At 71.5% G+C, this 22,547-nt stretch carries 19 protein-coding genes and 1 pseudogene; 8 read left to right on the plus strand and 12 right to left on the minus strand.

What is annotated here, in order from left to right:
* Positions 1-3: 3 nt before the first annotated feature.
* Together ACFYZZ_RS24260 and ACFYZZ_RS24265 are read right to left on the minus strand one after the other, a co-directional pair.
* Positions 4-828 carry a hypothetical protein gene (locus tag ACFYZZ_RS24260; protein WP_389179507.1) on the minus strand — a complete coding sequence of 275 codons (825 nt, stop codon included), beginning with the start codon at positions 826-828 and terminating at the stop codon, positions 4-6.
* Positions 821-1,444, minus strand: a complete 624-nt coding sequence (locus ACFYZZ_RS24265) for an RNA polymerase sigma factor (protein WP_389179798.1) — start codon at positions 1,442-1,444, stop codon at positions 821-823. Before ACFYZZ_RS24265 ends, ACFYZZ_RS24260 begins: the two co-directional genes overlap by 8 nt.
* Before the next feature lie 464 nt (positions 1,445-1,908).
* Between ACFYZZ_RS24265 and ACFYZZ_RS24270 the strand changes: the two genes are divergently transcribed.
* The 4 genes from ACFYZZ_RS24270 to ACFYZZ_RS24285 all read left to right on the plus strand — a co-directional run bounded on the left by ACFYZZ_RS24270 (position 1,909) and on the right by ACFYZZ_RS24285 (position 8,827).
* Complete coding sequence (locus ACFYZZ_RS24270) at positions 1,909-2,526, plus strand: hypothetical protein (RefSeq protein WP_389179510.1); 618 nt, start codon at positions 1,909-1,911, stop codon at positions 2,524-2,526.
* Positions 2,527-2,544: 18 nt separating this feature from the next.
* Complete coding sequence (locus ACFYZZ_RS24275) at positions 2,545-4,986, plus strand: glycosyltransferase (RefSeq protein ID WP_389179513.1); 2,442 nt, start codon at positions 2,545-2,547, stop codon at positions 4,984-4,986.
* A 21-nt stretch (positions 4,987-5,007) separates the two neighbouring features.
* Positions 5,008-7,320, plus strand: a complete 2,313-nt coding sequence (locus ACFYZZ_RS24280; RefSeq protein WP_389179516.1) for a transglycosylase domain-containing protein — start codon at positions 5,008-5,010, stop codon at positions 7,318-7,320.
* Positions 7,321-7,501: 181 nt separating this feature from the next.
* Entirely contained in the window at positions 7,502-8,827 is a 1,326-nt protein-coding gene (locus tag ACFYZZ_RS24285) for a M64 family metallopeptidase (RefSeq protein ID WP_389179519.1), read from the plus strand.
* Between the two features lie 18 nt (positions 8,828-8,845).
* Here the strand turns inward: ACFYZZ_RS24285 and ACFYZZ_RS24290 are convergent, their stop codons facing one another.
* Positions 8,846-9,280, minus strand: coding sequence for a nuclear transport factor 2 family protein (locus ACFYZZ_RS24290; protein ID WP_389179521.1), 435 nt, complete (start codon positions 9,278-9,280; stop codon positions 8,846-8,848).
* A gap of 61 nt (positions 9,281-9,341) precedes the next feature.
* Positions 9,342-10,262, minus strand: coding sequence for a zinc-binding dehydrogenase (locus ACFYZZ_RS24295; RefSeq protein ID WP_389179523.1), 921 nt, complete (start codon positions 10,260-10,262; stop codon positions 9,342-9,344).
* Between the two features lie 140 nt (positions 10,263-10,402).
* Here ACFYZZ_RS24295 and ACFYZZ_RS24300 point away from each other — a divergent pair, with 140 nt between their 5' ends.
* Positions 10,403-11,368: a LysR family transcriptional regulator gene (locus ACFYZZ_RS24300; RefSeq protein ID WP_389179526.1), complete on the plus strand. Its 966-nt coding sequence runs from the start codon at positions 10,403-10,405 to the stop codon at positions 11,366-11,368.
* Positions 11,369-11,398: 30 nt separating this feature from the next.
* On the opposite strand, the pseudogene ACFYZZ_RS24305 reads toward ACFYZZ_RS24300, so the two are convergent.
* The 5 genes and pseudogenes from ACFYZZ_RS24305 to ACFYZZ_RS24325 all read right to left on the minus strand — a co-directional run.
* Positions 11,399-11,584, minus strand: a pseudogene (locus tag ACFYZZ_RS24305) (SDR family NAD(P)-dependent oxidoreductase); the annotation flags it as partial.
* Positions 11,585-11,697: 113 nt separating this feature from the next.
* Entirely contained in the window at positions 11,698-12,795 is a 1,098-nt protein-coding gene (locus ACFYZZ_RS24310) for a CU044_5270 family protein (RefSeq protein WP_389179529.1), read from the minus strand.
* Complete coding sequence (locus tag ACFYZZ_RS24315) at positions 12,792-13,448, minus strand: RNA polymerase sigma factor (RefSeq protein WP_389179532.1); 657 nt, start codon at positions 13,446-13,448, stop codon at positions 12,792-12,794. The genes ACFYZZ_RS24310 and ACFYZZ_RS24315 overlap by 4 nt, the downstream gene beginning before the upstream one ends.
* A gap of 161 nt (positions 13,449-13,609) precedes the next feature.
* Complete coding sequence (locus ACFYZZ_RS24320; RefSeq protein ID WP_389179535.1) at positions 13,610-14,101, minus strand: MarR family winged helix-turn-helix transcriptional regulator; 492 nt, start codon at positions 14,099-14,101, stop codon at positions 13,610-13,612.
* A gap of 156 nt (positions 14,102-14,257) precedes the next feature.
* A complete protein-coding gene (locus tag ACFYZZ_RS24325) occupies positions 14,258-15,463 on the minus strand; it encodes a PP2C family protein-serine/threonine phosphatase (protein ID WP_389179538.1) in 1,206 nt (401 codons plus the stop codon).
* A gap of 77 nt (positions 15,464-15,540) precedes the next feature.
* Between ACFYZZ_RS24325 and ACFYZZ_RS24330 the strand changes: the two genes are divergently transcribed.
* The 3 genes from ACFYZZ_RS24330 to ACFYZZ_RS24340 all read left to right on the plus strand — a co-directional run bounded on the left by ACFYZZ_RS24330 (position 15,541) and on the right by ACFYZZ_RS24340 (position 16,730).
* Positions 15,541-15,615, plus strand: a complete 75-nt coding sequence (locus ACFYZZ_RS24330; protein WP_099895366.1) for a 50S ribosomal protein bL37 — start codon at positions 15,541-15,543, stop codon at positions 15,613-15,615.
* Positions 15,616-15,695: 80 nt separating this feature from the next.
* Positions 15,696-15,983, plus strand: a complete 288-nt coding sequence (locus ACFYZZ_RS24335; protein ID WP_389179541.1) for a hypothetical protein — start codon at positions 15,696-15,698, stop codon at positions 15,981-15,983.
* Positions 15,984-16,205: 222 nt separating this feature from the next.
* The gene (locus tag ACFYZZ_RS24340; RefSeq protein WP_389179544.1) at positions 16,206-16,730 is read left to right on the plus strand and encodes a hypothetical protein; all 525 of its coding nucleotides are present in this window, start codon (positions 16,206-16,208) and stop codon (positions 16,728-16,730) included.
* Positions 16,731-16,800: 70 nt separating this feature from the next.
* On the opposite strand, the gene ACFYZZ_RS24345 is transcribed toward ACFYZZ_RS24340, so the two are convergent.
* The 3 genes from ACFYZZ_RS24345 to ACFYZZ_RS24355 all read right to left on the minus strand — a co-directional run bounded on the left by ACFYZZ_RS24345 (position 16,801) and on the right by ACFYZZ_RS24355 (position 22,540).
* On the minus strand, positions 16,801-17,151 hold the full coding sequence (locus tag ACFYZZ_RS24345) for a YciI family protein (protein ID WP_389179547.1): 351 nt from the start codon (positions 17,149-17,151) through the stop codon (positions 16,801-16,803).
* Between the two features lie 92 nt (positions 17,152-17,243).
* Complete coding sequence (locus ACFYZZ_RS24350; protein ID WP_389179550.1) at positions 17,244-20,261, minus strand: NHLP bacteriocin export ABC transporter permease/ATPase subunit; 3,018 nt, start codon at positions 20,259-20,261, stop codon at positions 17,244-17,246.
* Positions 20,258-22,540 carry an NHLP family bacteriocin export ABC transporter peptidase/permease/ATPase subunit gene (locus ACFYZZ_RS24355; RefSeq protein WP_389179553.1) on the minus strand — a complete coding sequence of 761 codons (2,283 nt, stop codon included), beginning with the start codon at positions 22,538-22,540 and terminating at the stop codon, positions 20,258-20,260. The genes ACFYZZ_RS24350 and ACFYZZ_RS24355 overlap by 4 nt, the downstream gene beginning before the upstream one ends.
* Positions 22,541-22,547: the final 7 nt, after the last annotated feature.

The raw sequence follows: 22,547 nt of genomic DNA on the forward strand, positions 1-22,547 counted from the left end.
CCGCTACTTGTGCTTCCCGCCGCCCGTGCTGCCGGTGCCGCCCGTGCTGCCGGTGCCGCCGGGGGTGCTGCCGGACGTGCCGTTGCCGGAAGCGTCGGTCTTACCTGCCGTGCCGTTGCCGTTGCCGTTGCCGTTGCCGGTGTCCGCGGTGCCCGCGGTGCCCGCGCCTGGTTTGCCCCTGCCCGCCGGTTTGCTCGGCGTGGCCGACGCCCGCGCCAGCTGCTCGGAGCAGTACGCGGTGACCTTGTCCTTCCCGCCGGCGGCCGCGACGAGCCGCTGCCAGGACCGCGCGTCGAGCGCCTTGCCGTGGTCCTTGACCTGCTCGTAGGCCTTGCAGTGGGCTTCGGTGTCCTGGCCTCGGCCCTCTGCCGGCCGGTGCCTGCCGGAGGGGGAGCCCGACGAGGTCTCCCCGCCCGGCCGGTCCGGGGCGTCCGCCGACGGGTGCACGGTCCCTCGGCCGGCGCCGGCTCCGTCAGCGGACGAGCCGGCCGAACCGATGGCCGCGACCGCGACACCACCCAGGGTGAGACTGGCGAACACCACGCCGAACGTCACCTTCACAGAGCGCCTGGCACGCCGCTCCGCGGCCGGCCGCCAGTCGTCCCGGCGCCGGGTGCGCGCCCGGTGCGCGGCCGTGCCGTGGGCGGCCCGGAAGGCGGCCACGGCCCGCTGCTCGGCCTCGGGGTCGAGATCGCCCGCGCACAGGGCGGCGGCCAGCATCGTCTCCAGCGCGGCGGAGTCACGCACGTCCTGCGGACCCGACGCGGCGCCGCCAGGGTGCACATGCCGACGGCCCGGAACCGCGCCGCCGCTCATCCGTTCACCCATGTCTGCTTCCGTTCCTGTCCGACGGGTTCGATTCGTTCTCGCCGCCGACGCCCAACTGGCAGGCGAGGCGTTTCAGGCCCCGGTGGGCGGCGGTCCGCACCGCTCCCGGCCGCTTGCCCAGGACGCGTGCGGCGGCGGGGCCGTCCAGGCCGACCACGACCCGCAGGAGCACGGCCTCGGCCTGGTCGCCCGGCAGCGAGCGGACCAGTTCCAGGGCCCGCTCGGTGGAGAGGGACTCCAGGGCCAGGTCGGGGGTGCTGTGCGGGGCGGGCAGGTCCAGTACGTCCTGTTCGGTCCCGCCCGCCCGGGGCCGTACGCGCAGGCGGCGCAGATGGTCCAGTGCCCGGTGCCGGGCGATGGTCGCCGTCCAGCCGCGGAACCCGGCCCCGTCCCCCTTGAAACGCCCGAGGTCACGGGTGATCTCCAGCCAGGCGTCGGACGCCACGTCCTCCGCGTCGTCGCCGACGAGCCCGCGCAGATAGCCGAGGAGGCTCGGCTGCACGATCCGGTAGACGACCGCGAAAGCGGTTTCGTCACCGTCCTGGGCCCGCGCGACTGCCGCTCCCAGTTCCGCGTCGTACGTCTGCACGCGCCGGGGGTGCCGTACCTGGCCCAAAACTGTCCTCGTTCGCACGGGGTTCATGGCATTCGTCATCCGCCGTGCTCCGGTCGCGTCGACGGTCCCCCATAGAGACCAGCGTCAGCTCTCACAGAAGTGTCACAGGGCCCCAGGCGCGTCTTCACGTCGCCACCGTCCCGGCCGGGTGACGTTTCGCGTCGTGCCTGCGCTGCATGGCGTGGGTACCGGGTCCGCGCGAGCGGCCCGGGGCGATCGCCCGGCCGGAAGCCGGCACTCGATCCGCCAGTCCCCGGACGCCTCTGCGTGGCGCTGCTGACTCCCCCCGGTCGCGGCACGCAGAGGACGGGGCGGCCGGAACCTCACCCACTGCACGGGGTTCCGGCCGCCCCCACCTGCCTCCGTGACGAGGCGGCTGCCGGCCCAGGTGTAACACTTCCGGCCGAGTCCGCTCTGTCCATGTGGACGACCTCGTCGGTCGGCCAGGACAGGGGACACGACTCGTGCAGTGGACGAACGACAGCGGCGGAGGGTACGGCCAGGATCCGTACGGCGGCGTCGGGTACACGTATGCCCACGGCCACGTATATCCCCACGGTCACGTGTACGGCGGCAGCGCCACTCCTCATGGTGACGTCCTCACCGTGCCGTCTCCTCAGTCGGTGCGCTCCGAGTCGGTGCCCCCCGAGCCGGCGCGGCCCGTCTTCGTCGATTCCTCGGGGCGCCGCCAACGCCTCGTGCTCCGCGCCGCCCGGCTGCTGGTGATCCCCGCCGGCGGCTACGTCGCCCTGCTGATCAGCACGATGCTGGGCGGCCCGAGCATCAGCTCCCCGTTCGTGCCGCAGTCGGACGCCTCGCATCCGGCCGTGCCCCGCGCGACCGCACCCGACTCCCCGCCCGGCACGGGCCGTACCGCGGGGAGCGGGGGCTCCGCCGCGGCGCGGCAGAAGTCCGGCCCCGCGGCGCAGAAGACCTCCAGTCCCACCGACCGGCCGACAGCGGCGACCGCTCCAGCGGCCACGGCCCGGTCCACCACGATCACGTCGCCGACCACCACCCCCGCTCCCGCCCACACCTCCAAGGGCCGCGCCAACGGCTCGTCCCACAACCCCGTGAAGTGATCCAAGGCCCGCCCCGACGTGACCGATCGCCGACGCCGCGAGGCTCCTCCCCGCGGCCACACCCCTACCCGCGAGGTCGCACCCCGCACCCACTGGCTGCTGCTGAGCGTGCTGGCGGTGACCCTGTCGACGGCCCTCCTGCTGCAGGGCTACACCCACCACATGTTCGGCATCACGTCGGACGCCGTGACCGGCGCCCGGGGCCGCAGCGACACGGTGCCCGCCCAGGTGGTGCACGGTGGCCCCGTGATCGCGAACGCCGCCACCTCCGCGCACACCGCCAAGGCGCAGGCCCGCACCGTCGCGCTCACCTTCGACGACGGCCCCGACCCCGTTTGGACCCCGCGCATCCTGGACGTGCTGCGCCGCAACCATGTGCACGCGACGTTCTTCGTCGTCGGAACCCAGGTCGTGGCCCACCCGGAGCTGCTCCGCCGGATCGTCGCCGACGGTCACCAGATCGGCATCCACACCTTCACCCATCCCGACCTGGCCCGCCTCGCCCCATGGCAGCGCTCCCTGGAACTGCGGGAGACGCAGCTGGCGGTGGCCGGCGCCGCCGGGGTCACCACCGCACTGCTGAGGCCGCCGTACTCCTCGAAGAACGACGCGCTGGACGACGCCGAGTGGTCCGTCCTCCGGCAGGCCGACGCTGCGGGCTATGTCACGGTGCTCTCCACCCAGGACGCGGAGGACTGGCAGCGTCCCGGTGCGGACCGCATCCTCGCGAACGCGACACCGCACGGCCACGCCGGGCAGATCCTGCTGATGCACGACGGCGGCGGTGACCGGTCCCAGACCGTCGCCGCGCTCGGCTCCCTGATCCCACGGCTCAAGGCACACGGTTTCCGGTTCGCCACGGTCGGCGCCGCGGTCGGCATGGCCGGACCCGTCCAGCCCGCCGGGCTCGGCGACCGTCTGCAGGGGATGGCCTTCATCAAGGTGCTGCAGGGCGGCGACCTGGCCGTGTGGCTGCTGGGCGTGCTGATGAGCGCGGCCGGAGCGATCAGCGTGCTGCGCGCGGCGGTCGTGCTGGTCGCGGCCCGCCGGCACCGGCGTTTGCGCTCCCGGGGCCGGTCCTGGGGGCCTCCGGTGACCGAGCCGGTCAGCGTCATCGTCCCCGCGTACAACGAGAGCGCCGGGATCGAGGCGGCCGTGCGCTCACTGCTCGCCTCGGACCATCCGGGCGAGATCATCGTGGTGGACGACGGCTCGACCGACGGCACCGCCGACCTGGTGGAGTCGCTGCGCCTGCCGGTACGGGTGATCCGCCAGCAGAACGCGGGCAAGCCCGCCGCGCTCAACACCGGACTCGCCGCCGCCACCTACGACCTGGTGGTCATGGTCGACGGCGACACGGTCTTCGAACCCGACACCGTCCGCACGCTCGTGCAGCCCTTCGCCGACCCCCGCGTGGGCGCCGTCTCGGGCAACGCCAAGGTCGCCAACCGTGGTGGTCTGCTGGGCCGCTGGCAGCACATCGAGTACGTGGTCGGCTTCAACCTCGACCGCCGGCTGTTCGACCTCGCCGAGTGCATGCCGACGGTGCCCGGAGCGGTCGGCGCGTTCCGCCGCCGTGCACTGCTCGAACTCGGCGGGGTCAGCGACGTCACCCTCGCCGAGGACACCGACCTCACCATGGCGCTGTGCCGCGCCGGCTGGCGCGTGGTGTACGAGGAGGGCGCGCGGGCCTGGACCGAGGCCCCCGCGTCGCTGAACGCCCTGTGGCGTCAGCGCTACCGCTGGTGCTACGGCACCCTGCAGGCGATGTGGAAGCACCGCGGCGCGCTCGTGCAACGTGGCGCGGCCGGAAAACTCGGCCGCCGGGGCCTGGTCCATCTGCTGCTCTTCCAGGTGCTGCTGCCGCTGCTCGCGCCCGCCGTGGACATCTTCGCCGTGTACGGCCTGCTCTTCCTCGATCCGGTCCGGATCGTCGGGCTGTGGCTGGCCTTCCTCCTGCTGCAGCTCTTGATGGGCCTGTACGCGTTCCGTCTGGACGGAGAGCGACCGGGCCCGCTGTGGAGCCTGCCGTTGCAGCAGTTCGTCTACCGGCAGCTGATGTACCTGGTGGTGATCCAGTCCGTCTTCACCGCCGTGTCGGGCTCCCGGCTGAGATGGCAGCGCATGGAGCGCTACGGCAGCCTGCAGACCCCGGCGGGGGCGCAGGCGCCCGGCGACACCGTCCCTCCGCAGGGCCCCGTCGGTCCGCAGCGGCCGCCGTATCACAGCGGTCCGCAGCCGGCGCCGTACGCCCCTGTCCAGCAGCGGCCGCCGTACGCCCCCGTTCAGCAGCCTGCGCCGTATGCCCCCGTCCAGCAGCCGATGCCGTACGCCCCGGTCCAGCAGCCTGCGCCGTATGCCCCCGTTCAGCAGCCTCCGCCGTACGGCGGACTTCCCCAGCCCCCGCCGCACCCGGGTTTCCGGCAGCCCGGACCGTACGAGACACAGCAGTTCTACTGAGGGAAAGAGTGAGCAGAGCCCATGAGCGGACACCGGCGCCGGCCGCCGCAGCGCTTCAACAGCGGCACGCGTGGCGGGGGTGACCGCGGCACGGGCCGCCGGGCCGCGCGTCGTGACCAGGCCCCGCGAGAGGCACTGCCGGGCCGCGCCAGGAGAAGGGCGCCGCAGCAGAAACGTTGGATCGACTACCCGCGCCGGGGCCGGACGGGCCTGCGCCGCTGGCTGCCGTCAGTGCTCCAGGTGCTGTCGCTCTTCCTGTGCGTCCTCGGCGGCACGGCAGCGGTCGTCGGCTACGCCTACGCCACGGTCACCATCCCCGGCCCCAATCCCAGGACCCTGCTGCAGAACAACGTCTACTACTGGTCGGACGGCACCGTCCTGGCCACCGACGGCAGCGTCAACCGGCAGAACGTCACCCTCGAGCAGGTGCCGGAGGACGTGCGGTGGGACTTCATCGCGGCGGAGAACTCGTCCTTCTACACCGACCCGGGCATCGACCCGCAGGGCATCGCCCGCGCCGTCCTGCACATGGCCGAGGGCGACTCCGTGCAGTCCGGATCGACGATCACCCAGCAGTTCGTCAAGAACACGTACCTGGACCAGTCGCAGACGCTCTCGCGCAAGTTCAAGGAACTGCTGATCTCGTCCAAGATCGGCGCCAGCATGTCGAAGCAGCAGATCCTCCAGGGATACCTGAACACCTGCTACTTCGGCCGCCAGGCCAACGGCATCCAGGCCGCCGCCCGCATGTACTACAACCTCCCGGTGGAGAAGCTCGACGCGAGCCAGGGAGCCTTTCTCGCCGCGGCGGTCAACGAGCCGAGCCTCTTCCAGTACGCGGACTCCGACCGCACGGCCAGGGCGAAGGCCGAGGCCCGCTGGTCCTGGGTGCTCGACCGGATGGTGGAGACCGGCAGGCTGACGTCGCAGCAGCGGGCCCGGTACGCCGCCGAGGGTTTCCCGACGCCCAGGAAGTGGGCCCCCGGTTCGGGATTCACCGGCCAGACCGGCTACCTGGTCCAACTGGCCCGCTCGTACGTCCAGGCGCACGACCCGGCCGTCACCGACAACAGCCTGAGCCGGGGCGGCTACCAGATCCACACCACCTTCGCCAGGAAGAAGACGGCGGAGCTGTCCCGGGCCGTCGCGAACGTGCGCAAGGAACGTCTCGACCCCGCCCACCGGTCGGTCGACCGGGACGTGCAGGTCGGAGCCGCCTCGGTGGACCCCGGAACCGGCAGGATCCTGGCCGTCTACGGCGGCGCCGGCTTCGACCGGGCCCACTACTCGGACAACGCCGACACCTCCGGCGTCCCGGTGGGATCGACCTTCAAACCCATCGTCCTCGCCTCCGCGCTCCAGCACGGAGCCGTCCTGCGACCCGGCAAGCCTGCCGAGTCGATCACCCCGGCCAGCAAGTTCAACGGTGACGACGGCATCAAGATCAAGGACCAGGAGGGCAACTACGTCACCGACGACAAGGACCCCACCGGCCTCCTCCACCAGCGCAACGACACCACGCACCGCTGGGGCTACATCTCGCTGCGCACGGCCATGGAGCAGTCGGTCAACACGCCGTACGTGCAACTGGGAGAGGACGTCGGCTACGACAACGTCGCGAAGACGGCCGAGGCCCTCGGCCTGCGCTCCGGCAGCCTCGCCGATTCCAGCGCCGGCTTCTACATCGGCACCTCGACACCGAGCGCCATCCGGATGGCGGGCGCCTACGCGACCTTCGCCGCCTCCGGAACGCAGGCCACCCCGTACTCGGTGACCAAGGTGACCCACGACGGCACGGCGCTGCCCGGCTTCACCGCCCCCGTCCCCGTACGGGCCCTGCCGTCGGCCGTCGCCGACCACGTGACCGACGTGCTCCGGGGCGTCATAGCCCGGGGCACCGGAACCAAGGCCCAGGCCCTCGGCAGGACGGCCGCGGGCAAGACGGGAACCACCGACGACTACCGCTCGGCCTGGTTCGTCGGCTACACCCGCCAACTCGCCACCTCCGTGGTCCTCTTCAGAGAGGACCCGAAACACCCCGAGCTGCAGTCCCTGGCAGGCGTCGGCGGCCTCCAGAAGGTGTTCGGCGGCGACATCCCCACCGAGATCTGGACCCAGTACATGCGCGGCGCCCTCACCGGCCTCCCCGACGTCCCCTTCCCCACCCCCACGCCCCTGGGGCACGGCGCCGACGAACCGGGCGCCTCTCCCTCGCCCTCCGAACACCGGGACAAGCGGGACGGCAAGGACGGCAGGAAGACGTCCCCCACCGCCGCTCCCACGCCGGGCGGCGCGGGACCACGCCACAAATGCCATGGGCCCAGGTGCCGTTGAGCGCAGTTCGACGACTGCCCGCCCAACGCGGGCCTCTGAGACGAACGACTCGCCCGACGCTCTGCGCCAGAGATGCCTGAGGGAACATCAACTCATCGGCAGGTCTTGCCGGTTCATGCCCGAGCCTCTAGGTTAAGCGCGCCCTTAAGTCTGTTTAACTGCGTACTTAAGCGAGGTCTCCGTGTCGCACCGCGCAAGACCACGTACGTGCCGGACCGTTGCCGCCGCAGCCGCCCTGACCGCCGCGGTGGCGTTGGTCGTCGGAGCGCACCCGGCACCGGCCGAGGCGGCCGGCGCCGACCCCGCTCGCACCCAGCGCGTCGAGTACTTCCCCGGTCCCGGCGCAGAGCCCCGCGAGGTGACCGTCCCGGCGGACACCCCCGCCCGGACGGCCCGCCGCACGCCCGCCCCGGTGGACGCCGCCGCGACGGTCAGGGCACTCCAGCGGACCGGACCTGTGGCCGGGCGGCTCGACCTGGTGGTGATGGGCGACGGCTACACCGCGGACGAACAGGGCGAGTTCGCCACGGACGCCGAGGAGAAGCTGGACGAGATCTTCGACATCGAGCCGTACCGGAGCTACCGCGGCCTGTTCAACATCTGGCTGGTCGGCGCCGTCTCCCACGACTCCGGAGTCTCCGGCGACCCGACGGCCGACGTCGCCAAGGACACCGCGCTGGGCGCCCACTTCTTCTGCGACGACCTCGAACGCCTGCTGTGCGTCGACACGGACAAGGTCGCGGACCACGCCGCTCTGGCCCCGGACGCCGACATCGTCTTCGTCATCGCCAACTCCGCCAAGTACGGCGGCGCGGGCTACTCCGCCGTCGACCTGCCGGCGGGCTCGCCCTTCCACGGGGTGGCGACGATGTCGTCCGACAACGACCGGTCGTACCTCATAGGCGCCCATGAACTGGGCCACTCCATAGGCCACTTGGCCGACGAGTACCAGTACGCGGGCTACGGCCCCTACCCGTACCCCGACGAACCGGCCGAGGCCAACCTCACGCTCAGCCGCGACCCGGGCGGGTCGAAGTGGTACCGCTGGCTCGGGGCCGACGACCCGACAGGTTCGGTCGTGGGCACGTACGAGGGCGGCGGGTACTACGAGACGGGCATCTACCGGCCGACCGAGACGTCCCTCATGCGCTCCCTGGCCTCGACCGAGTTCAACGTCGTCGGCCGCGAGGCGATGATCGCCGGCTTCTACGCCGACGCGGACGCGCTGACCTCCTCCGTCCCCACGTCCCGGCCGGTCGGGAAGGGGCGGCGGATCACCGTGCGCCTCGCCCCCCTGACCGGCCTCGCCGACCTCGAACTGACCTGGTCCGTCGACGGCAGACAGGTCCCGTGGGCCACGGGCGACCTGTCGGTGACCCCGCACAAACTGGGCGTCCACGGCCGCGGCCACGAGATCACGGCGACCGTGACCGACCGCACGACGGCCGTACGGGACCCCGCGGTCCGGGCACAGACGTCCGACTCGCTGACCTGGACGGTGCGGTGACGCGGTAGCCGCCGCGGCTCACTCGGTACCGGTGGGCCGACGGGCGTCGTCGTCCGGGAAGAGGGCCGCGGCCACGTGCCTGGTGTCGGCGTACTCCACGACGGAGGCGATCTGGCCGTCGCGGACCGTGTAGATGCCGATGCAGCGGTTGTCGTAGGTGCCGCCGTAGACGGTGGTGGCCTTGGAGGTCCACTCGGCCACCACGCGGTCGCCCTCGGCGATCGTGCTGACCAGTTCGATCTCCACGGTGCCGGGGACGAAGACCGTTCCCATATTGCCGAGGAACTCGCCGACGATCTCGTCGCGTCCTCGCCACACCTTGGAGACGGGCAGGTCGCCCGGGTAGTGCCAGGTCGCGTCCTCGCGGAAGCTGTCGTGGATGACAGCGGCGTCGCCGTCGCGGACGGCCTCGACGTAGCGGATGACGACGGCCCTGGGGTCGTTGGTGGTCATGGGCGTGCTCCTTCGGTGGTTCCCGCGTCCGGTCGTCCGGGCGCCGGTCAGGACAGCAGGGTCAGGACAGGGTGAGGACGGCCTTGCCGCGGATGCGGCGGTCGCGCAGGTCGGTCAGGGTGGTCGCGGTGTCGGCCCAGTCCGTGACGCGGCCGATCTCGGGGTGCAGGCGGCCTTCGGCGGTCAGCCGGACCAGCGTCGCCAGGTCGTCGTCGAGGCGGGTGTCCGCGTCGAGGTAGTGGAAGTGGCGGATGACAGCCGATTCGGGGCCGGCGAAGAAGTCGAAGAAGTCGAGCGTCGCCGGGGTGCGGCTCGCCTGCCCGAACCAGATCAGCGTCCCGCGCCTGGCGAGCCGCGCGAGCGCGAGGGGGAGGGCCTGTCCGCCGGTCGACTCCAGCACGATGTCGTAAGGGCCACGGGCGTCGGCGACGTCGTGGACGATCTCGGCGGCGCCGAGTTCGGCGAGCCGGGCGCCGCGGTCGGCGTCCCTGGTCACGGCGGTGACCTGGGCCCCGGCGGCGGCCGCGAGTTCGGTGACGAAGTGGCCCACGCCTCCGGAGGCCCCGGTCAGCAGGACGCGTCGTCCCAGCACCGGTCCGGCGGCGCGCAGCAGCCGCAGCGCGGTGAGCCCGGCCAGCGGCAGCGTCGCGCCCTGGAGCGCCGAGACGTCGTCCGGCAGCTCGGCGAGCGCGTCGGTCGGCACCGCCACGTACTCCGCCCAGCCGCCCTCCATGGGGTGGCCGACGACCCGCGTGATCCCGGACGGTCCGCTGCCGTCGGCGGCCGGCTGCACCACCAGCCCCGCGACGTCCTTGCCGGGGCGGTCGCCGGGGCCGGGCTTCTCCAGCCGGAAGGTCTCACCCCGGTTGACCGAGAACGCCTCGACCTTCACCAGCGCCTCGTCGGGGCGTGGCGCCGGCTCCGCGACGTCGGCGAGCACGACCGGCTCGGCGGGGTCTCCGGTCGGTACGAAGGCTTTCATCGTGGTCGTCCCTTCGGTGGCCGCCCGGGGCCATCTCTCGGTGCTGTCTGTTGGCACCATCCGACCGGGTGCGGCGGCGGCTCGGCCAACAACGAAGCGCCCGGACCGACAACGCGGGGTTGTCGCATAGGGTCAGGGGCATGGACCTCGACCTCGCCCTGGTCCGCGCTTTCGTCGCGACGGCCCGGACACTGCACTTCGGGCGGGCCGCGGAGGAGCTGAACACCAGCCAGCAGGCGCTGTCCAAGCGCATCGCGCGGCTGGAGGAGCTGCTGGCCGTGCGGCTGTTCGAGCGTCAGGGCGGGGTCCGGCTGAGCGAGGCGGGGGAGCGGTTCCTGCCGGCCGCGCGTGAGGCGCTGGTGGCGGGCGAGCGGGCGGTCGCGGCGGTGACGGGCGCCGGACCGGTCGTACGGATCGACACGTGGGGTCATCTGTACGCGCCGATGCGCACGGTCGCCGACGCGGTGGAGGCGCTCGGTCCGGTGCGGTGCGAGCCGGGTCCGGGACGTGACTGGCCGTCGGTCGCGCAGGCGTTGCTGCGCGGCGACACGGACCTGGGATTCGGCCGGGTGCACCCGCTGCCCGACGGCCGGGACGCGGGACTCACCCAGCGGCTGGTGCGGCTGGAACCCGTCGACGCCGTGGTCAGCCCGTCCCACCCGCTGGCCGACGCCCCCGCCCTGCGCCCGGCCGACCTGCGCGACAGCGTCCTGTGGTCCCCGGCCGAACTGAGCCGCCTGGACTTCCTGCGCCGCTTCGCCGACGCGTTCCACATCACGCGCCGGCACGACGGTCCCAACCTGGGCCTGGACCACCTCGCACAGCACATCCGCACCGAGCCCGAGGGCTTCACCCTCTTCCCCGCCGACGCGCCACTGCCGGACCACATGGGCCTGCGCTGCATCCCGCTCGTCGAGCCGACGCCGTTGTACGCGTGGTCGCTGGCCTGGCGCGAGTCCTCCCGTCATCCCCTGCTCGACACCTTGCTGCGCGGCTTCACCGAAGTCGGCCGTGCCCGGCGCTGGTTGGAGTACTCACCGCAGCGTGACTGGCTCCCCGACACCGACCACTCGAAACTCGCAGGTCACAGCACGCCGACCGGGTAGCGGATCGGCGCGTGCCGTCAACCTCACTGCTCAGGCGGGCTGTTCGAAGGTGAAGGAGCGGATGAAGCAGTCCCGCGGCTGGGACACGGCGAACAGCACACACTCCACGAGCGAGTGCGCGGTCAGCGGGTCGCCGGTCCCGCGCGGAGTCTTCTCCCAGTCCTCGGACAGCGGGTCGGGGTTCACGAAGTCCGGCGGGTACAGGGACAACGGACGCCTGGAGAACCCGCTTCCCCTGCCCACCCGCACCCTGCCGGAGCTGTTCGCACATGGCCGGGCGCTGGTGGAGAGCGGAAAGGGGCCTTCGCCATGACGGCCGGGCGGCCGGCTCAGCCGGCCTGCGACGGGGGCTGCTTCATGGCGTCGACGATGGCCCGGTTCATGATGGCGCTGGTGTAGAGCACCGTGCCGGGGGTGATCAGGTGGTCCGTTCCGCCGTTCCCGTACACCTGGACGGTGCGCTTGCCGAGGAAGACGTGGGTCTTCTTGTCGAAGATCCATTCCTCGCGCTCACCGCTGGGCTTGTCGAGCCGGGCCACCGCCACCCCGTGCCGGCCCGCCGCGTCCACCGCGTCCTCGACCACGACGACACCGGGGATCTTCGCGGCGGCCTTGAACAGCGCCGAGTAGAGCTCCGCCGGGGGGTAGCTCTCGCCGAGCAGGTCCCCGATGGTGGTGAACGCCTCCTGGTCGGGGGAGTTGCCCTGGCCCTTGGTCTCCCTGTAGATCTTGGCCAGCAGTTCGTCGGGGTCGGTCGTGAGCTTGGCCAGGTAGTCGTACGACGGACCGTTCAGGTTCGCCTTCGGGGTGTTGCCCTGCTCGTCGGGCAGGCTCAGGGTCTCGCCCTCGGGACTGTCGTCGACCGCGGGGTCGATGAGCCAGCCCTTGGTGCCGTCCGGGGACATCCACACCTGACGCCGGTGCAGCGCGTGGCTGGCGAGGCTGGATTTGTCGCCGACGGTCTTCACGAACGTGTCGGCCGCCTTGGACTCGATGTAGATGTACTGCCCCGGCTTGACGTCCGGGTGGGAGGTGTCGGCCGCCGCCAGCGAGAGCTGGTCGAGCAACTGGGGCACGCCCTTGCTGGTCGCCGCGCCGATCTGCGTGGTCAGCGCCGGTCCGGTGGCGACGCCTGCGTCCTTGACCCCGCCACCGCCGGACATCGACACTCCGGCGACGACAGCTGCCGCCACGGCGGCCGCCAGGGCGGGCAGCGCGATCGCCGGACGCGGGAGTCGCGAACGCCGCGTCTTCACCGGGACCACCGTCGCCGTGCGCTCTTCCTGCTGCATGTCGTGGATCTGGGCCATCAGACGCTCCTTGTGGAACTGGTGGCGGCCCGTCGGCAGGTCACGCGCCGTCCGGGAGAAGAGCTGTGCGCTCTCGTCCCACTCGGCCGGGTTCTGCCGGGACGTGTTCGCGTTCATCGGTTTCCTTCCTGTGCGGGCCGGATCACGTTCGTGCGATCACCTCTTGTCTGTCGGGCGGGACGGCCGACTTCCCGATTTCCGCGGACTTTCTCGGACGGTGCCCCGGCCGCGAGGCGGACCGGTTCGTCCTGGGCGTAGGCGCGCAGCTTCTTGCGGGCCCGGGAGAGCCGGGAGGCGACGGTTCCGACGGGAATCCCGAGGGCCCCCGCCGCGGCCTCGTAGTCCAGGCCCTCTCCCAGGCAGAGCGTGACGACCTCACGCTCCGGCCGGCGCAGCCTGGCGAGGGCGGTGAGGGCCGTGGTGAGGCGGCGCCGGTCGTCGACCCGCTCGGCCACCTCGTCCGCGTGGTCGGGCACCGACAGCTCGGCTGCCGCGGCGGCGCTCGCGGCAGCCCGGTAGCGCCGGTTGCTCCGGTACTGGTTGCGCGCCGTGTTGGTGGCGATGCCCAGCAACCAGGGCCGCAGGGAGCCGCCTTCGGGATCGACCCTGTCGCGCAGCCGCCACGCCTCCAGGAACGTCGCGGCCATCACGTCCTCGGCCACCGCCCAGTCGGCGGTCAGCCGGAAGGCATGGTTGTAGACCGCGCGGGCGTAGCTGTCGAAGAGCTCCGCGAACGCGCTCGATTCCCCGGCCCGTACCCGGGTTCGCATATCAGTGCTCACCTCAATGAGCTGTCCGGCACCCTGCGCCCACTTCCCGTGACCTGTGTCACATGTGCTGGGGTCATGGGCGGCGTCCCGCCGTCATGTCGGGGGCGCCGTGCTCGGCACCACGGTCGGTCTGACGACGGCCGCCTCTTACGACCGGCCCCTCACCCGGCCTCGTCGCGAAGGGCCTTGTCGATGTCGCCCAGTGCGCTGGTCAGCCGTGCGTAGTCGTCGGCTGCCAGCGGCCTGACGAAGTACTCCTCCACCACGCGGGCGTGAACGGCCGCGGCGCGCAGGAACGCCGCGCGTCCCTCGGCGGTCGGCTCCACCAGGGCCACCCTGCGGTCCTCGGGGGAGGGGGTGCGGCGGACCAGGCCGGCCTCCTCCATGCGGTCGATCAGGCGAGTGGTGCCGCTGCTGGTGAGGGCGAGGTCGTCGGCCAGCTGCCGCTGGGAGACCTCCTCGCCGGGGCGGCGGCAGAGCCGTATCAGCACCTCCAGCATGGTGTGGCTGATCCCGCACTCCCGTCGTAGCGCGCTGTCGATGCGCTGTTCCAGGCGGGTGGCGGACTTGATCAGCAGACCGAAGTCCCGGACGAGCCCGCTGTTGGCGGCGCGGGCGACGGCTTCGTCGTCGTGCTGGGGAGTGGCGTTCATCGCCGCCGAGTTTACTGTCGACTCATCTACTGCTACCTCAGTCACTGCTGTCTCAATTATTGAGTAGTCAATTGCTGATCAGTCAATGAATGAAGCACCTGCACAGCCGGGTCGAGAGACTGGCCCAGGCCGGCTGACCCGATGACGTCCCCTGCGTCAGGGCTCATCGGGCGGCAGAACACCGTGCTGCTGACCGAAGCCGTCGACATGGAGGCCCGGCCCGTGTCGATGTGTCCGGTGGGTGCTCTGCGCGTGGCACAGCGCGATGAGCGCGGCGTCGTCGTCGAGGCATCCGCCGACGTGGTCGAGCAGATCACGGCGGATGTGGTGCAGCAGCTCCTCGGGGCTGCTGCCGGCCCACTGGGCGGCCCGGTCCGCCAGTGGGTAGAAGGCGCGGCCGGCGTCCCGGGCCTCGATGACGCCGTCGGTGTAGAGCAGAAGGGTGTCCCCGGGCTCGAAGGCGAACACGTCTACGGTGTAGTCGCCGGCCGTCGGCCCGTGGATCCCCAGCGGGGGTGCGGGGTGCACGGGGACCGTGACAGCGCTGCCGGGACCGAGCAGCAGGGGCGGGGGGTGGCCGCAGCTCAGTACCCGCGTGACGTGACCCTCGTCGGGGATCTCCACCAGCATCACGGTGGCGAACCGCTCGCCCACGTGTTCGTCGGGCCCGAGGTCCGGCAGGTTGCGGGCCACGCTCTTTTCCAGGGAGGTGGCCAGCTCGGGCAGGGAGGTGTGGTGGTGGGCGGCTTCGCGGAACGCCCCGATGAGGAGCGCGGCCTCGCCGATGGCGGACAGCCCCTTCCCGCGAACGTCGCCGATCATGACCCGTACGCCGTTGTCGGTGGGCGTCGCAGCGTACAGATCACCTCCGATCTGGGCTTCGGCCTCGGCCGCCATGTACAGACAGGCGATCCTCATCGAGCCGATCTGCTCCGGCAGCGGCCACAGCAGAACGTGCTGCGCCGCCTCGGCGACCATGCGCACCTGGGCCAGCTGGCGAACGCGGCGGTCGCGCATCACGCAGAAGAACACGGTCATGGCCGACAGCACGGTCAGGGCGAGGATCTGCACCAGCACGTTCCGGCTGAACAGCACGCCGAAGTGCCAGCCGATGTACGCCTGCGCTCCCACGGCCAGGAAACCGATCAACCCGGTCAGCCAGGCATCGGCGAACGAGGCGGTGATCGCGGGGGCGATGACCAGCAGCGGACCGAGATGGACGTCGGCCGGGACCAGCTGGTCCACCACCGTGATCACCACGATGAGCACGATCGGGATCACCAGCAGCGCATGGCTCGACTGCCACGGCTGCCGCACACCGGCCGTGTATCGCCGGATGTCCACGTCTCCACAGTGCACCATCCAGCTGGTGCGGACACTCCGGGCCGAACCTAGACTGGCGACGGCGTAGAAAGTCCCGGATGAGGGAGATATGCATCATGGCCAAGCGAGGGAACAAGAAGCGCGCTCGCAAGAAGAAGAAGGCCAATCACGGCAAGCGTCCCAACGCCTGAGCCAGCGGACACCCCCGGGTCCACGACCTGGGGGTTTCCTGCTTCCCGTACGACGTACCGAGAGCGTGTAACTTCGCGCCATGTCCATTGCTTACGGTGTCCTCGGCGCTCTTGCGGCTCTGCTGGCTGTGATCAACGGTTTTCAGGTCTTCCTCGGCCGTCAGCTCGTCAGGCCTTCGGCGAGCAGGCGTTCGGGCCGACAGCTTCGGGCCGAGTCGGCCGCTGCCGCCGCAGCCATGCTCGGTGCGTCCCTGGCAGCTTTCGGCGTTCTGGCAGGTGGCCAGTGGCCTGCGGTCGGCGGGCTCGTGATGCTGGCCGGATGGACCACCCTCATAGTCGTGCGCAGGCGGTTCGCCGCCCGGGCCTGATCGAAGAGCCGGTCCGGTGCCCTTCACACGGCCCGCTCGGGCTCCGACGGTCCCCTCCCGATCCCGCTGGTAGCTTGCTGCTTCTGCCAGTTCACTCCATGGGGGACCCGAATGAGCCAGCCGCCGTTCTCATCGCCACCGCCGCCTTCACAGCCACCGCAGGGCCCTTACAACCCGTACAACCAGCCCGCCCCGCCCCCGCAGCCACAGGGGTTCGCGCCGATGCACCCGGCACCGCCGTTCCAGGCTCCGCCCTTCGGACAGCGGCCGAACGCGGCCGGCAACCCGGTCGGCGCGGTCTTCCTCGGGTTCGTCGTCTCGGTCGTCGTCTCACTGCTCTACAGCGGCATCATCCTGGCCACGTACAAGGAGCAGTCGCTCACCACGGCCAACATCCTCTACCTGGCCCACGCGCTGATCAACGGAGCGCTGGTCGGCTCCTTGGTCGGTCTGGTGGGCCACCGCAGCAACGGCGCACACATCGCTGCGGCCGTCATCGCCGCGCTCGGTGCCTTCTTCGGCTTCACCAACTCCCTCCCGCTCATCATCGCCGAAAGCGAAACGCCCCGGGCTGCCGGGGACTTGCTGCAGCACGATCCCTTCTGGCCGGCCAAGGCATGGTGGAACAGCGAAACCGGCGGCGGAGTCGACTGGTTCTCCCCGCTCGGCCTCGTGATCGCCGCGGCCGCGGCTTGGGGTCTCGCCCGTGTCATCGGCAATAGGTCCGGAGGCGGCGACCGTTCCTAGCCGTTCGCCCCATGAGGACGCGGCGAGGGGGTGCCCGAAACCAGGCACCCCCTCGGCCGGTCCGGGCCGGTCAGGCGGGGAGCCGGGCCGGTTCGCGGTTTCGCGGTGGGCCGTCGCAGCGGCGGACCTGCACCTGCCCCGAATCGCTGAGCGGCATCCGCTCCGCCCAGCGCAGTGCCTCCTCCTCGGAGGGGACATCGATGATCCAGAGCCCGCCGACCTCCAGGACCCCTTCGCCGGCGCGCTCCTCCTGTTCGGCGGCGACCGGGCGGGCGAGCCGTGCTCCGTAGACGATCCGGACGCCGGCCTCGGTCATCGCGCGGCCGTACGCGCGGTTGGCGGTGAAGCGCTCCTCGCGCTCCTGCGGGGTCATCCGGTCCCAGTCCGTCTCCTGCCCGAAGACCAGCAGCGCGAATTCCATGGTCGTCCCCTCTCCCGACGGTTCACCGGTTTTCCGGCGGCTTTTCGGTCGGCGCCGTCTCGACGGCTCCATCTGGCGGCTACATCCGACGGCTACATCTGACGGCTCGCCAGGCGGGCGAAGAGCCCGTCGCGGTCGGCGAGCAGTTCCTCGTATCGGCCCTGCTGGACGACTCGGCCCTGGTCCATGACGATGATCCGGTCGGCTTCGGCGACCGTGGAGAGCCGGTGCGCGATCACCACCCGGGTGGCGTTCAGGCGCCGGGTGCTCTCGGTGACCAGGCGCTGTGTCGGGTTGTCCAGTGCGCTGGTGGCCTCGTCGAAGAAGACGATGCGGGGCCGGGAGACCAGCGCGCGGGCGATCATGAGGCGTTGGCGCTGGCCGCCGCTGAGCGTGCTGGTGCCCTCGGAGAGCACGGTGTTCATGCCCATCGGCAGGGCCGCGATGTCCTTGTCGATTCCGGCCATCTCGGCCGCCGCCCAGGCGTCGTCCAGGGTGTGGTTGGTGCTGCCGACGATGTTGGCCTTGATGTCCCCGGCCAGCAGCGCCCCGTGCTGCAGCACCACGCCGCACTGCCGGCGTACCGCCGAGACCTCCAGCTCGCCCAGGTCCTGTCCGTCGTAGAGCACCGTCCCGCTCTCCGGCCGCTCGAAGCCGAGCAGCAGCCGCAGCACCGTCGACTTGCCGCTGCCGGACGGTCCGACGATCGCCACGAACTCCCCGGGCTCGATGGCCAGCGTGACGTCCTGCAGGGCGGCCGGGCCGTCCTGGCCGTAGCGGAAGGTGACATGGCTCAGGCCCAGCCGGCCGGACAGGTCTCCCGGGTCCGCCTTGGTGTCGTCCACCTCCGGCTTGCTTTCCAGGATCGGCCGCAACCGCTCCAGCATCGGCACCACGCCCAGGGCGGTGACCGCCGCCGAGGTGAACTGCAGGCTCGACGCGATCAGCAGATTGAACGCGGTGAAGAAGGAGAGGAAGACCGGGACCGGGACGTCGTCGTGCAGCGGGCCGGCGATCACTCCGAAGACGACCACCGAACACACCAGGGGGAAACCGGCGTTGAAGGTGGTGACGGCATTCTGGATCCGGCGTGCGGAGGCGGCCAGACCGCGCCCCTTGCCGAACTCCGCCGCCCACACCCCGAACACCCGGTCCTCGGCGGCGGCCACCCGCAACTTCGGTACGGCGGTGAGCAGTTGGAAGACGCGCGCGGACATCGCCTGCTCGTGCGTGTAGAGCCGCCGCTGCCAGCGGACCTCCAGCCGTCCGGCGAGAAGCCCGAAGCCGATGCCGAACAGCACCAGCGCGGTCGCCAGGCCCGCCAGCCGCAGATCGTAGAAGTAGACCAGTACCAGGTTGGCCAGGCCGGTGAGCAACCCGAGGGTCGCCGTGGTCATCATCCCCGACAGCGTCTCCTGTGCCGCGCTGACACCCAGCACGGTCGTCCCCAGCTCCCCGGTGGAGTAGCCGGAGAAGAACGACGCGGGCAGCGAGAGCAGCCGGGTCCAGACTCCCACCTGCATGGCGGCGGTCGAACGGCTCTCGATGCGCAGCACGGCGATGTTCTGCACTACCGAGAGCGCGGCGACGGCCATCGCGGAACCGATCACCACCACCGCTCCCTCGGTGATCAGGCTGCGCTGGGCGTGTGCCACGAAGGTGCCGAGCACCGCACCCGTCATCACCGGGACCAGCAGCCCGATCACCGCGACCATCGTGGCCATCCCCGCGAACATCCACAGATCGCGCCGGTTGTTGCGCATCCCGAAGCGCAGCAGCCCGCCGACCGTGCGGACGGTGAGCGGCAGCGGCCGGTAGAGCACCGTCGCCTTGTTCTGCAGCTCGCCGGCGAGTTCGGGGGTGAGCGGGGTGACCGTGCCGTTCTCGGCCAGGACATAGCGGCCGCTCACCGGGAGCAGCGCGACCGCGTCGCCGCCGACCTTGCGGTAGCCGACCATGGGGCCGAGGTCCCCCCGCCACCAGCGGCCGTCCAGCCGGACGGTACGGGTGCGTACGCCCGAGGCGAGGGCGATGGACTGCAGCCGGTCCAGATTCCGGTCGTGGCCGTTGCCCGCCACCGGCGCCTTGACCGTGAAGCCCTGGTGACCGGCGACCAGCCGGGCCGCCGCGAGGGTCGGCGGGTCGCCGGCGGCGTCACCGATCCGGACCCGTGAAGACGTGTCGTGCAGGATGGACTCGAAGCCGCGTGCGGAGTGCGCCAGGGTGCCGCCGTCGCGCTCCCGCCGGGCGGCGAGCAGGTCGGTCTCGGCCGCGCGCCGGGTCTCGACCCGTCGGTCCACGGTGTAGAGCAGCCGACCGCAGTGCGTCTCCAGCCGCTCGAACAGCTCGCCCCCGTCGAGCAGTTCAGGAAGCGAACGGGCGCGGACGGTGGCGGCGCTGCTCGCGACGAGCCAGTCCCGCTCGGTGAGGCACACGTCCGCTCCCGCGGTCAGCTCGCCGTCCGCCCCCTCGGGCAGCTCGACGGTGCCGTCCTCGATCCGCACCCACTGCACCCCGTCCACGGAGCGGAGCGCCTGTCCCTTCTTGAGCGCGGTGGGCTCGGTGGTGGACAGCGGAGTGAAATCGCGCGGCGGCAGGGTGTCGCGCAGGGCACCGGCGAGCGCCGTGATGCCCTGGGCGAGTCCGCCCAGGAACTGGTCCACGGCCTGCTGCCGTTCGGCTGCGGGCAGGGCCCGGACGGCGGACCCGGCCTCCGTGTCGCACGCGCGTCCCAGTGCCGCGAGTCCCTCGGTCCAGGCGGTGGCCAGGAAGGAGACCTCGGCGCCGAGCACCGGGCGGGCCACGATGCCGTGCAGCGGGCCGGCGGGTGCGCCGGGCAGCAGGGTGCCGGCCTCGACCCGGCACAGGAAGTGCCAACGGCCACCGGGTTCCCGGTCGCAGAGCCGGACCGCGAACAGATCGACGGCTCCGGTCAGCACGAGCAGCATCCGGCTCGGGTCGTCCAGGACCAGGTAGCGGTCCGCCTGCTGGTCCACCGGGTCGGCCGCCTCGGTGAAGAACGCGGCGAAGGCGCTGCCGGTGGCGGGGGCTGTGCCGGTGACCGTGGCCTTGACGGTGACCTGGGCCTTGTCCGTGACGGCGGTACTCACAGCTCGTCCTCCTCCTCGCGCCGCGAGGACTCGATGAGGGCGGTGTAGTGGCCGCCCAGCGCCAGCAGCTCTTCGTGGGTGCCTCGTTCGACGATCCGGCCCTGCTGCAGTACGACGATCTCGTCGGCGTCGCGGACCGTGGAGAGCCGATGGGCGATGATCAGGCAGGCGCAGCCTCGTCGGCGCAGGTTGTCCATGATGGTGCGCTCGGTCTCCGGGTCGAGCGCGCTGGTCGCCTCGTCCAGCACCAGCAAGGTGGGCTCCGCGGCGAGTGCCCTGGCCAGCTCCAGGCGCTGGCGCTGCCCGCCGCTGAAGTTGCGGCCGCTCTCCAGGACCGGGCTGTGGACTCCGCCGGGCCGGGTCATCACGGTGTCGAAGACGGCCGCGTCGCGCAGCGCGGCGGTGACCGCCTCGTCGGGCACGTCGTCGTTCCACAGCGTCAGGTTGTCGCGGACGGTGCCCTCGAAGAGCGAGATGTCCTGGTCGACATAGGCGAGCGAGGCGGCCAGCACGGTGCGCGAGATCTCCTCGCGGGGTCTGCCGTCGAGCAGGATCCGTCCCTCGCCGGGAGTGTAGAGCCCGGTCAGCAACCGGCCCAGGGTGGACTTTCCGCTGCCCGAGCCGCCGACCACGGCGACCCGGCGGCCCGGCACCACCGTCAGGCTCAGGTCTTTGATCACCGGTTCCGACAGCGGGCTGTAGCTGAAACTGACGTTCTCGAATTCCAGCGTGCCGTCGAGTTTGGCGGTGGCCGGGGGGTCCGCGGTGGCGAAGCAGGCGGCCACCGGGTAGCGCTCGACGTCGTAGAGCCGCTTGATGTCGGCCGTGACGTCCTGCAACCGGGCTCCCAGATTTGTCAGTTGGGTGACCGGGCGGCTGAGCGCCGACAGCAGTGTCTGGAACGAGACCAGCAGGCCCACGCTCATCGCTCCGTCCACCACCCGCTGCCCGCCCACCAGCAGGATGAGACCGCTGTTGAGGGCGGCCAGCATCGGGGGCACCACGGTGAGCACCGCGCTGGGGATGCCGAGCTTCTGCTTGGCGGAGACCACCTTGGCCAGGAAGCCGGCCCAGCGGCTGAAGGCCTCCGGCTCGGCGCCGGTCGCCTTGACCGTCTCGATCAGCGACAGGGTGGTGAAGCTGGTCGCCGTCAGGTTGCCGCGGTCCGTGCGCAGGGCGGCCACCGCGTCCGTCCGGGCGCGTGACACGGCGTGCAGCACGACGACGTTGAGCAGCGCCATGCCCACCCCGATCACCCCGAGCAGGACGTCGTATTGGATCAGGATCGCCGCGTAGAAGAGCACCAGAGCCAGGTTGATCACGGTCAGCACGAGGTCCCGGGAGAGGATCTCGGCGACCGTGTCGTTGCCGGCCACCCGCTTGGCCACCTCGGCGGGGCGCCGTTGCAGGAAGAAGTCCACGGGCAGCCGCAGCAGATGGCGGAAGAACCGGGCCGAACTCACCAGTCCCATCCGGATCTCCAGCCGCAGCAGGTAGTGCCGCTGCACGGAGGTGAGGATGAAGACCGCTACCGAGGTCAGGGTCATGGCGGCCAGCAGCGGGAAGAGATAACCGCCCCCGCTGCCGGCCAGCACCCGGTCGATGAAGACCCGGGTGTACGCGGGGATCGCGATGCCCGGGACGACCAGCAGCAGACTGGCCATCAGCACCAGCGGCATCGCCCGGCCGGTCGGCAGCCGCCGCTCCAGCAGGGCGCGCCCGACTCCGCCCTTGCTGCCTCCGGGCCTGAAGTCCGGGCCCTTCTCGAAGGACAGCACGATCCCGGTGAAGCCGGAGTCGAACTCGTCCCACTCCATCAGCCGCGGCCCGCTCGCCGGATCGTTGACCGCGACGACGGTCCGGCCGTACCGGGTACGGATCCCCTCGACCACCATGAAGTGCTGGAAGGCCCAGAAGATGATCACCGGGCCGGTCAGGTCCCGCAGCTGGTCGGCCTCCGTCTGGTAGCCGCGGGCCGTCAGGCCGAAGGTGCGGGCGGCGGAGAGCAGCGTGGAGGCGCGGGCGCCGTCCCGGGACACCCCGCAGACGCCGCGCAGATCCTCCAGCGGAACATGGCGGCCGTGGTAGGCGAGGATCATGGCGAGGCTGGCCGCGCCGCACTCCACCGATTCCATCTGCAGGACGGTGGGAACGGCGTGCCGCCAGCGACGGGGCCGCCGTGCCCAGCGGTTCTTGGACCGGCGCCCGCCGCGCCCGCGGGTGTCTCCGGGGCCCGTACCCGGCGCGTCCCGCCGGGTCTCAGGCATCGTGGATGTCATCGCAGCG

Origin of the sequence: Streptomyces sp. NPDC001816, assembly GCF_042892235.1 — a bacterium.
Classification (GTDB): Bacteria; Actinomycetota; Actinomycetes; order Streptomycetales; family Streptomycetaceae; genus Streptomyces.

Bases quoted from the DNA above. Each gene is read 5' to 3' on its own strand.
- ACFYZZ_RS24260 (WP_389179507.1), bottom strand. From the start codon at position 828: ATGGGTGAACGGATGAGCGGCGGCGCGGTTCCGGGCCGTCGGCATGTG.
- ACFYZZ_RS24280 (WP_389179516.1), top strand. From the start codon at position 5,008: ATGAGCGGACACCGGCGCCGGCCGCCGCAGCGCTTCAACAGCGGCACG.
- ACFYZZ_RS24290 (WP_389179521.1), bottom strand. From the start codon at position 9,280: ATGACCACCAACGACCCCAGGGCCGTCGTCATCCGCTACGTCGAGGCC.
- ACFYZZ_RS24295 (WP_389179523.1), bottom strand. From the start codon at position 10,262: ATGAAAGCCTTCGTACCGACCGGAGACCCCGCCGAGCCGGTCGTGCTC.
- ACFYZZ_RS24300 (WP_389179526.1), top strand. From the start codon at position 10,403: ATGGACCTCGACCTCGCCCTGGTCCGCGCTTTCGTCGCGACGGCCCGG.
- ACFYZZ_RS24310 (WP_389179529.1), bottom strand. From the start codon at position 12,795: ATGAACGCGAACACGTCCCGGCAGAACCCGGCCGAGTGGGACGAGAGC.
- ACFYZZ_RS24315 (WP_389179532.1), bottom strand. From the start codon at position 13,448: ATGCGAACCCGGGTACGGGCCGGGGAATCGAGCGCGTTCGCGGAGCTC.
- ACFYZZ_RS24320 (WP_389179535.1), bottom strand. From the start codon at position 14,101: ATGAACGCCACTCCCCAGCACGACGACGAAGCCGTCGCCCGCGCCGCC.
- ACFYZZ_RS24325 (WP_389179538.1), bottom strand. From the start codon at position 15,463: ATGGTGCACTGTGGAGACGTGGACATCCGGCGATACACGGCCGGTGTG.
- ACFYZZ_RS24335 (WP_389179541.1), top strand. From the start codon at position 15,696: ATGTCCATTGCTTACGGTGTCCTCGGCGCTCTTGCGGCTCTGCTGGCT.
- ACFYZZ_RS24340 (WP_389179544.1), top strand. From the start codon at position 16,206: ATGCACCCGGCACCGCCGTTCCAGGCTCCGCCCTTCGGACAGCGGCCG.
- ACFYZZ_RS24345 (WP_389179547.1), bottom strand. From the start codon at position 17,151: ATGGAATTCGCGCTGCTGGTCTTCGGGCAGGAGACGGACTGGGACCGG.
- ACFYZZ_RS24355 (WP_389179553.1), bottom strand. From the start codon at position 22,540: ATGACATCCACGATGCCTGAGACCCGGCGGGACGCGCCGGGTACGGGC.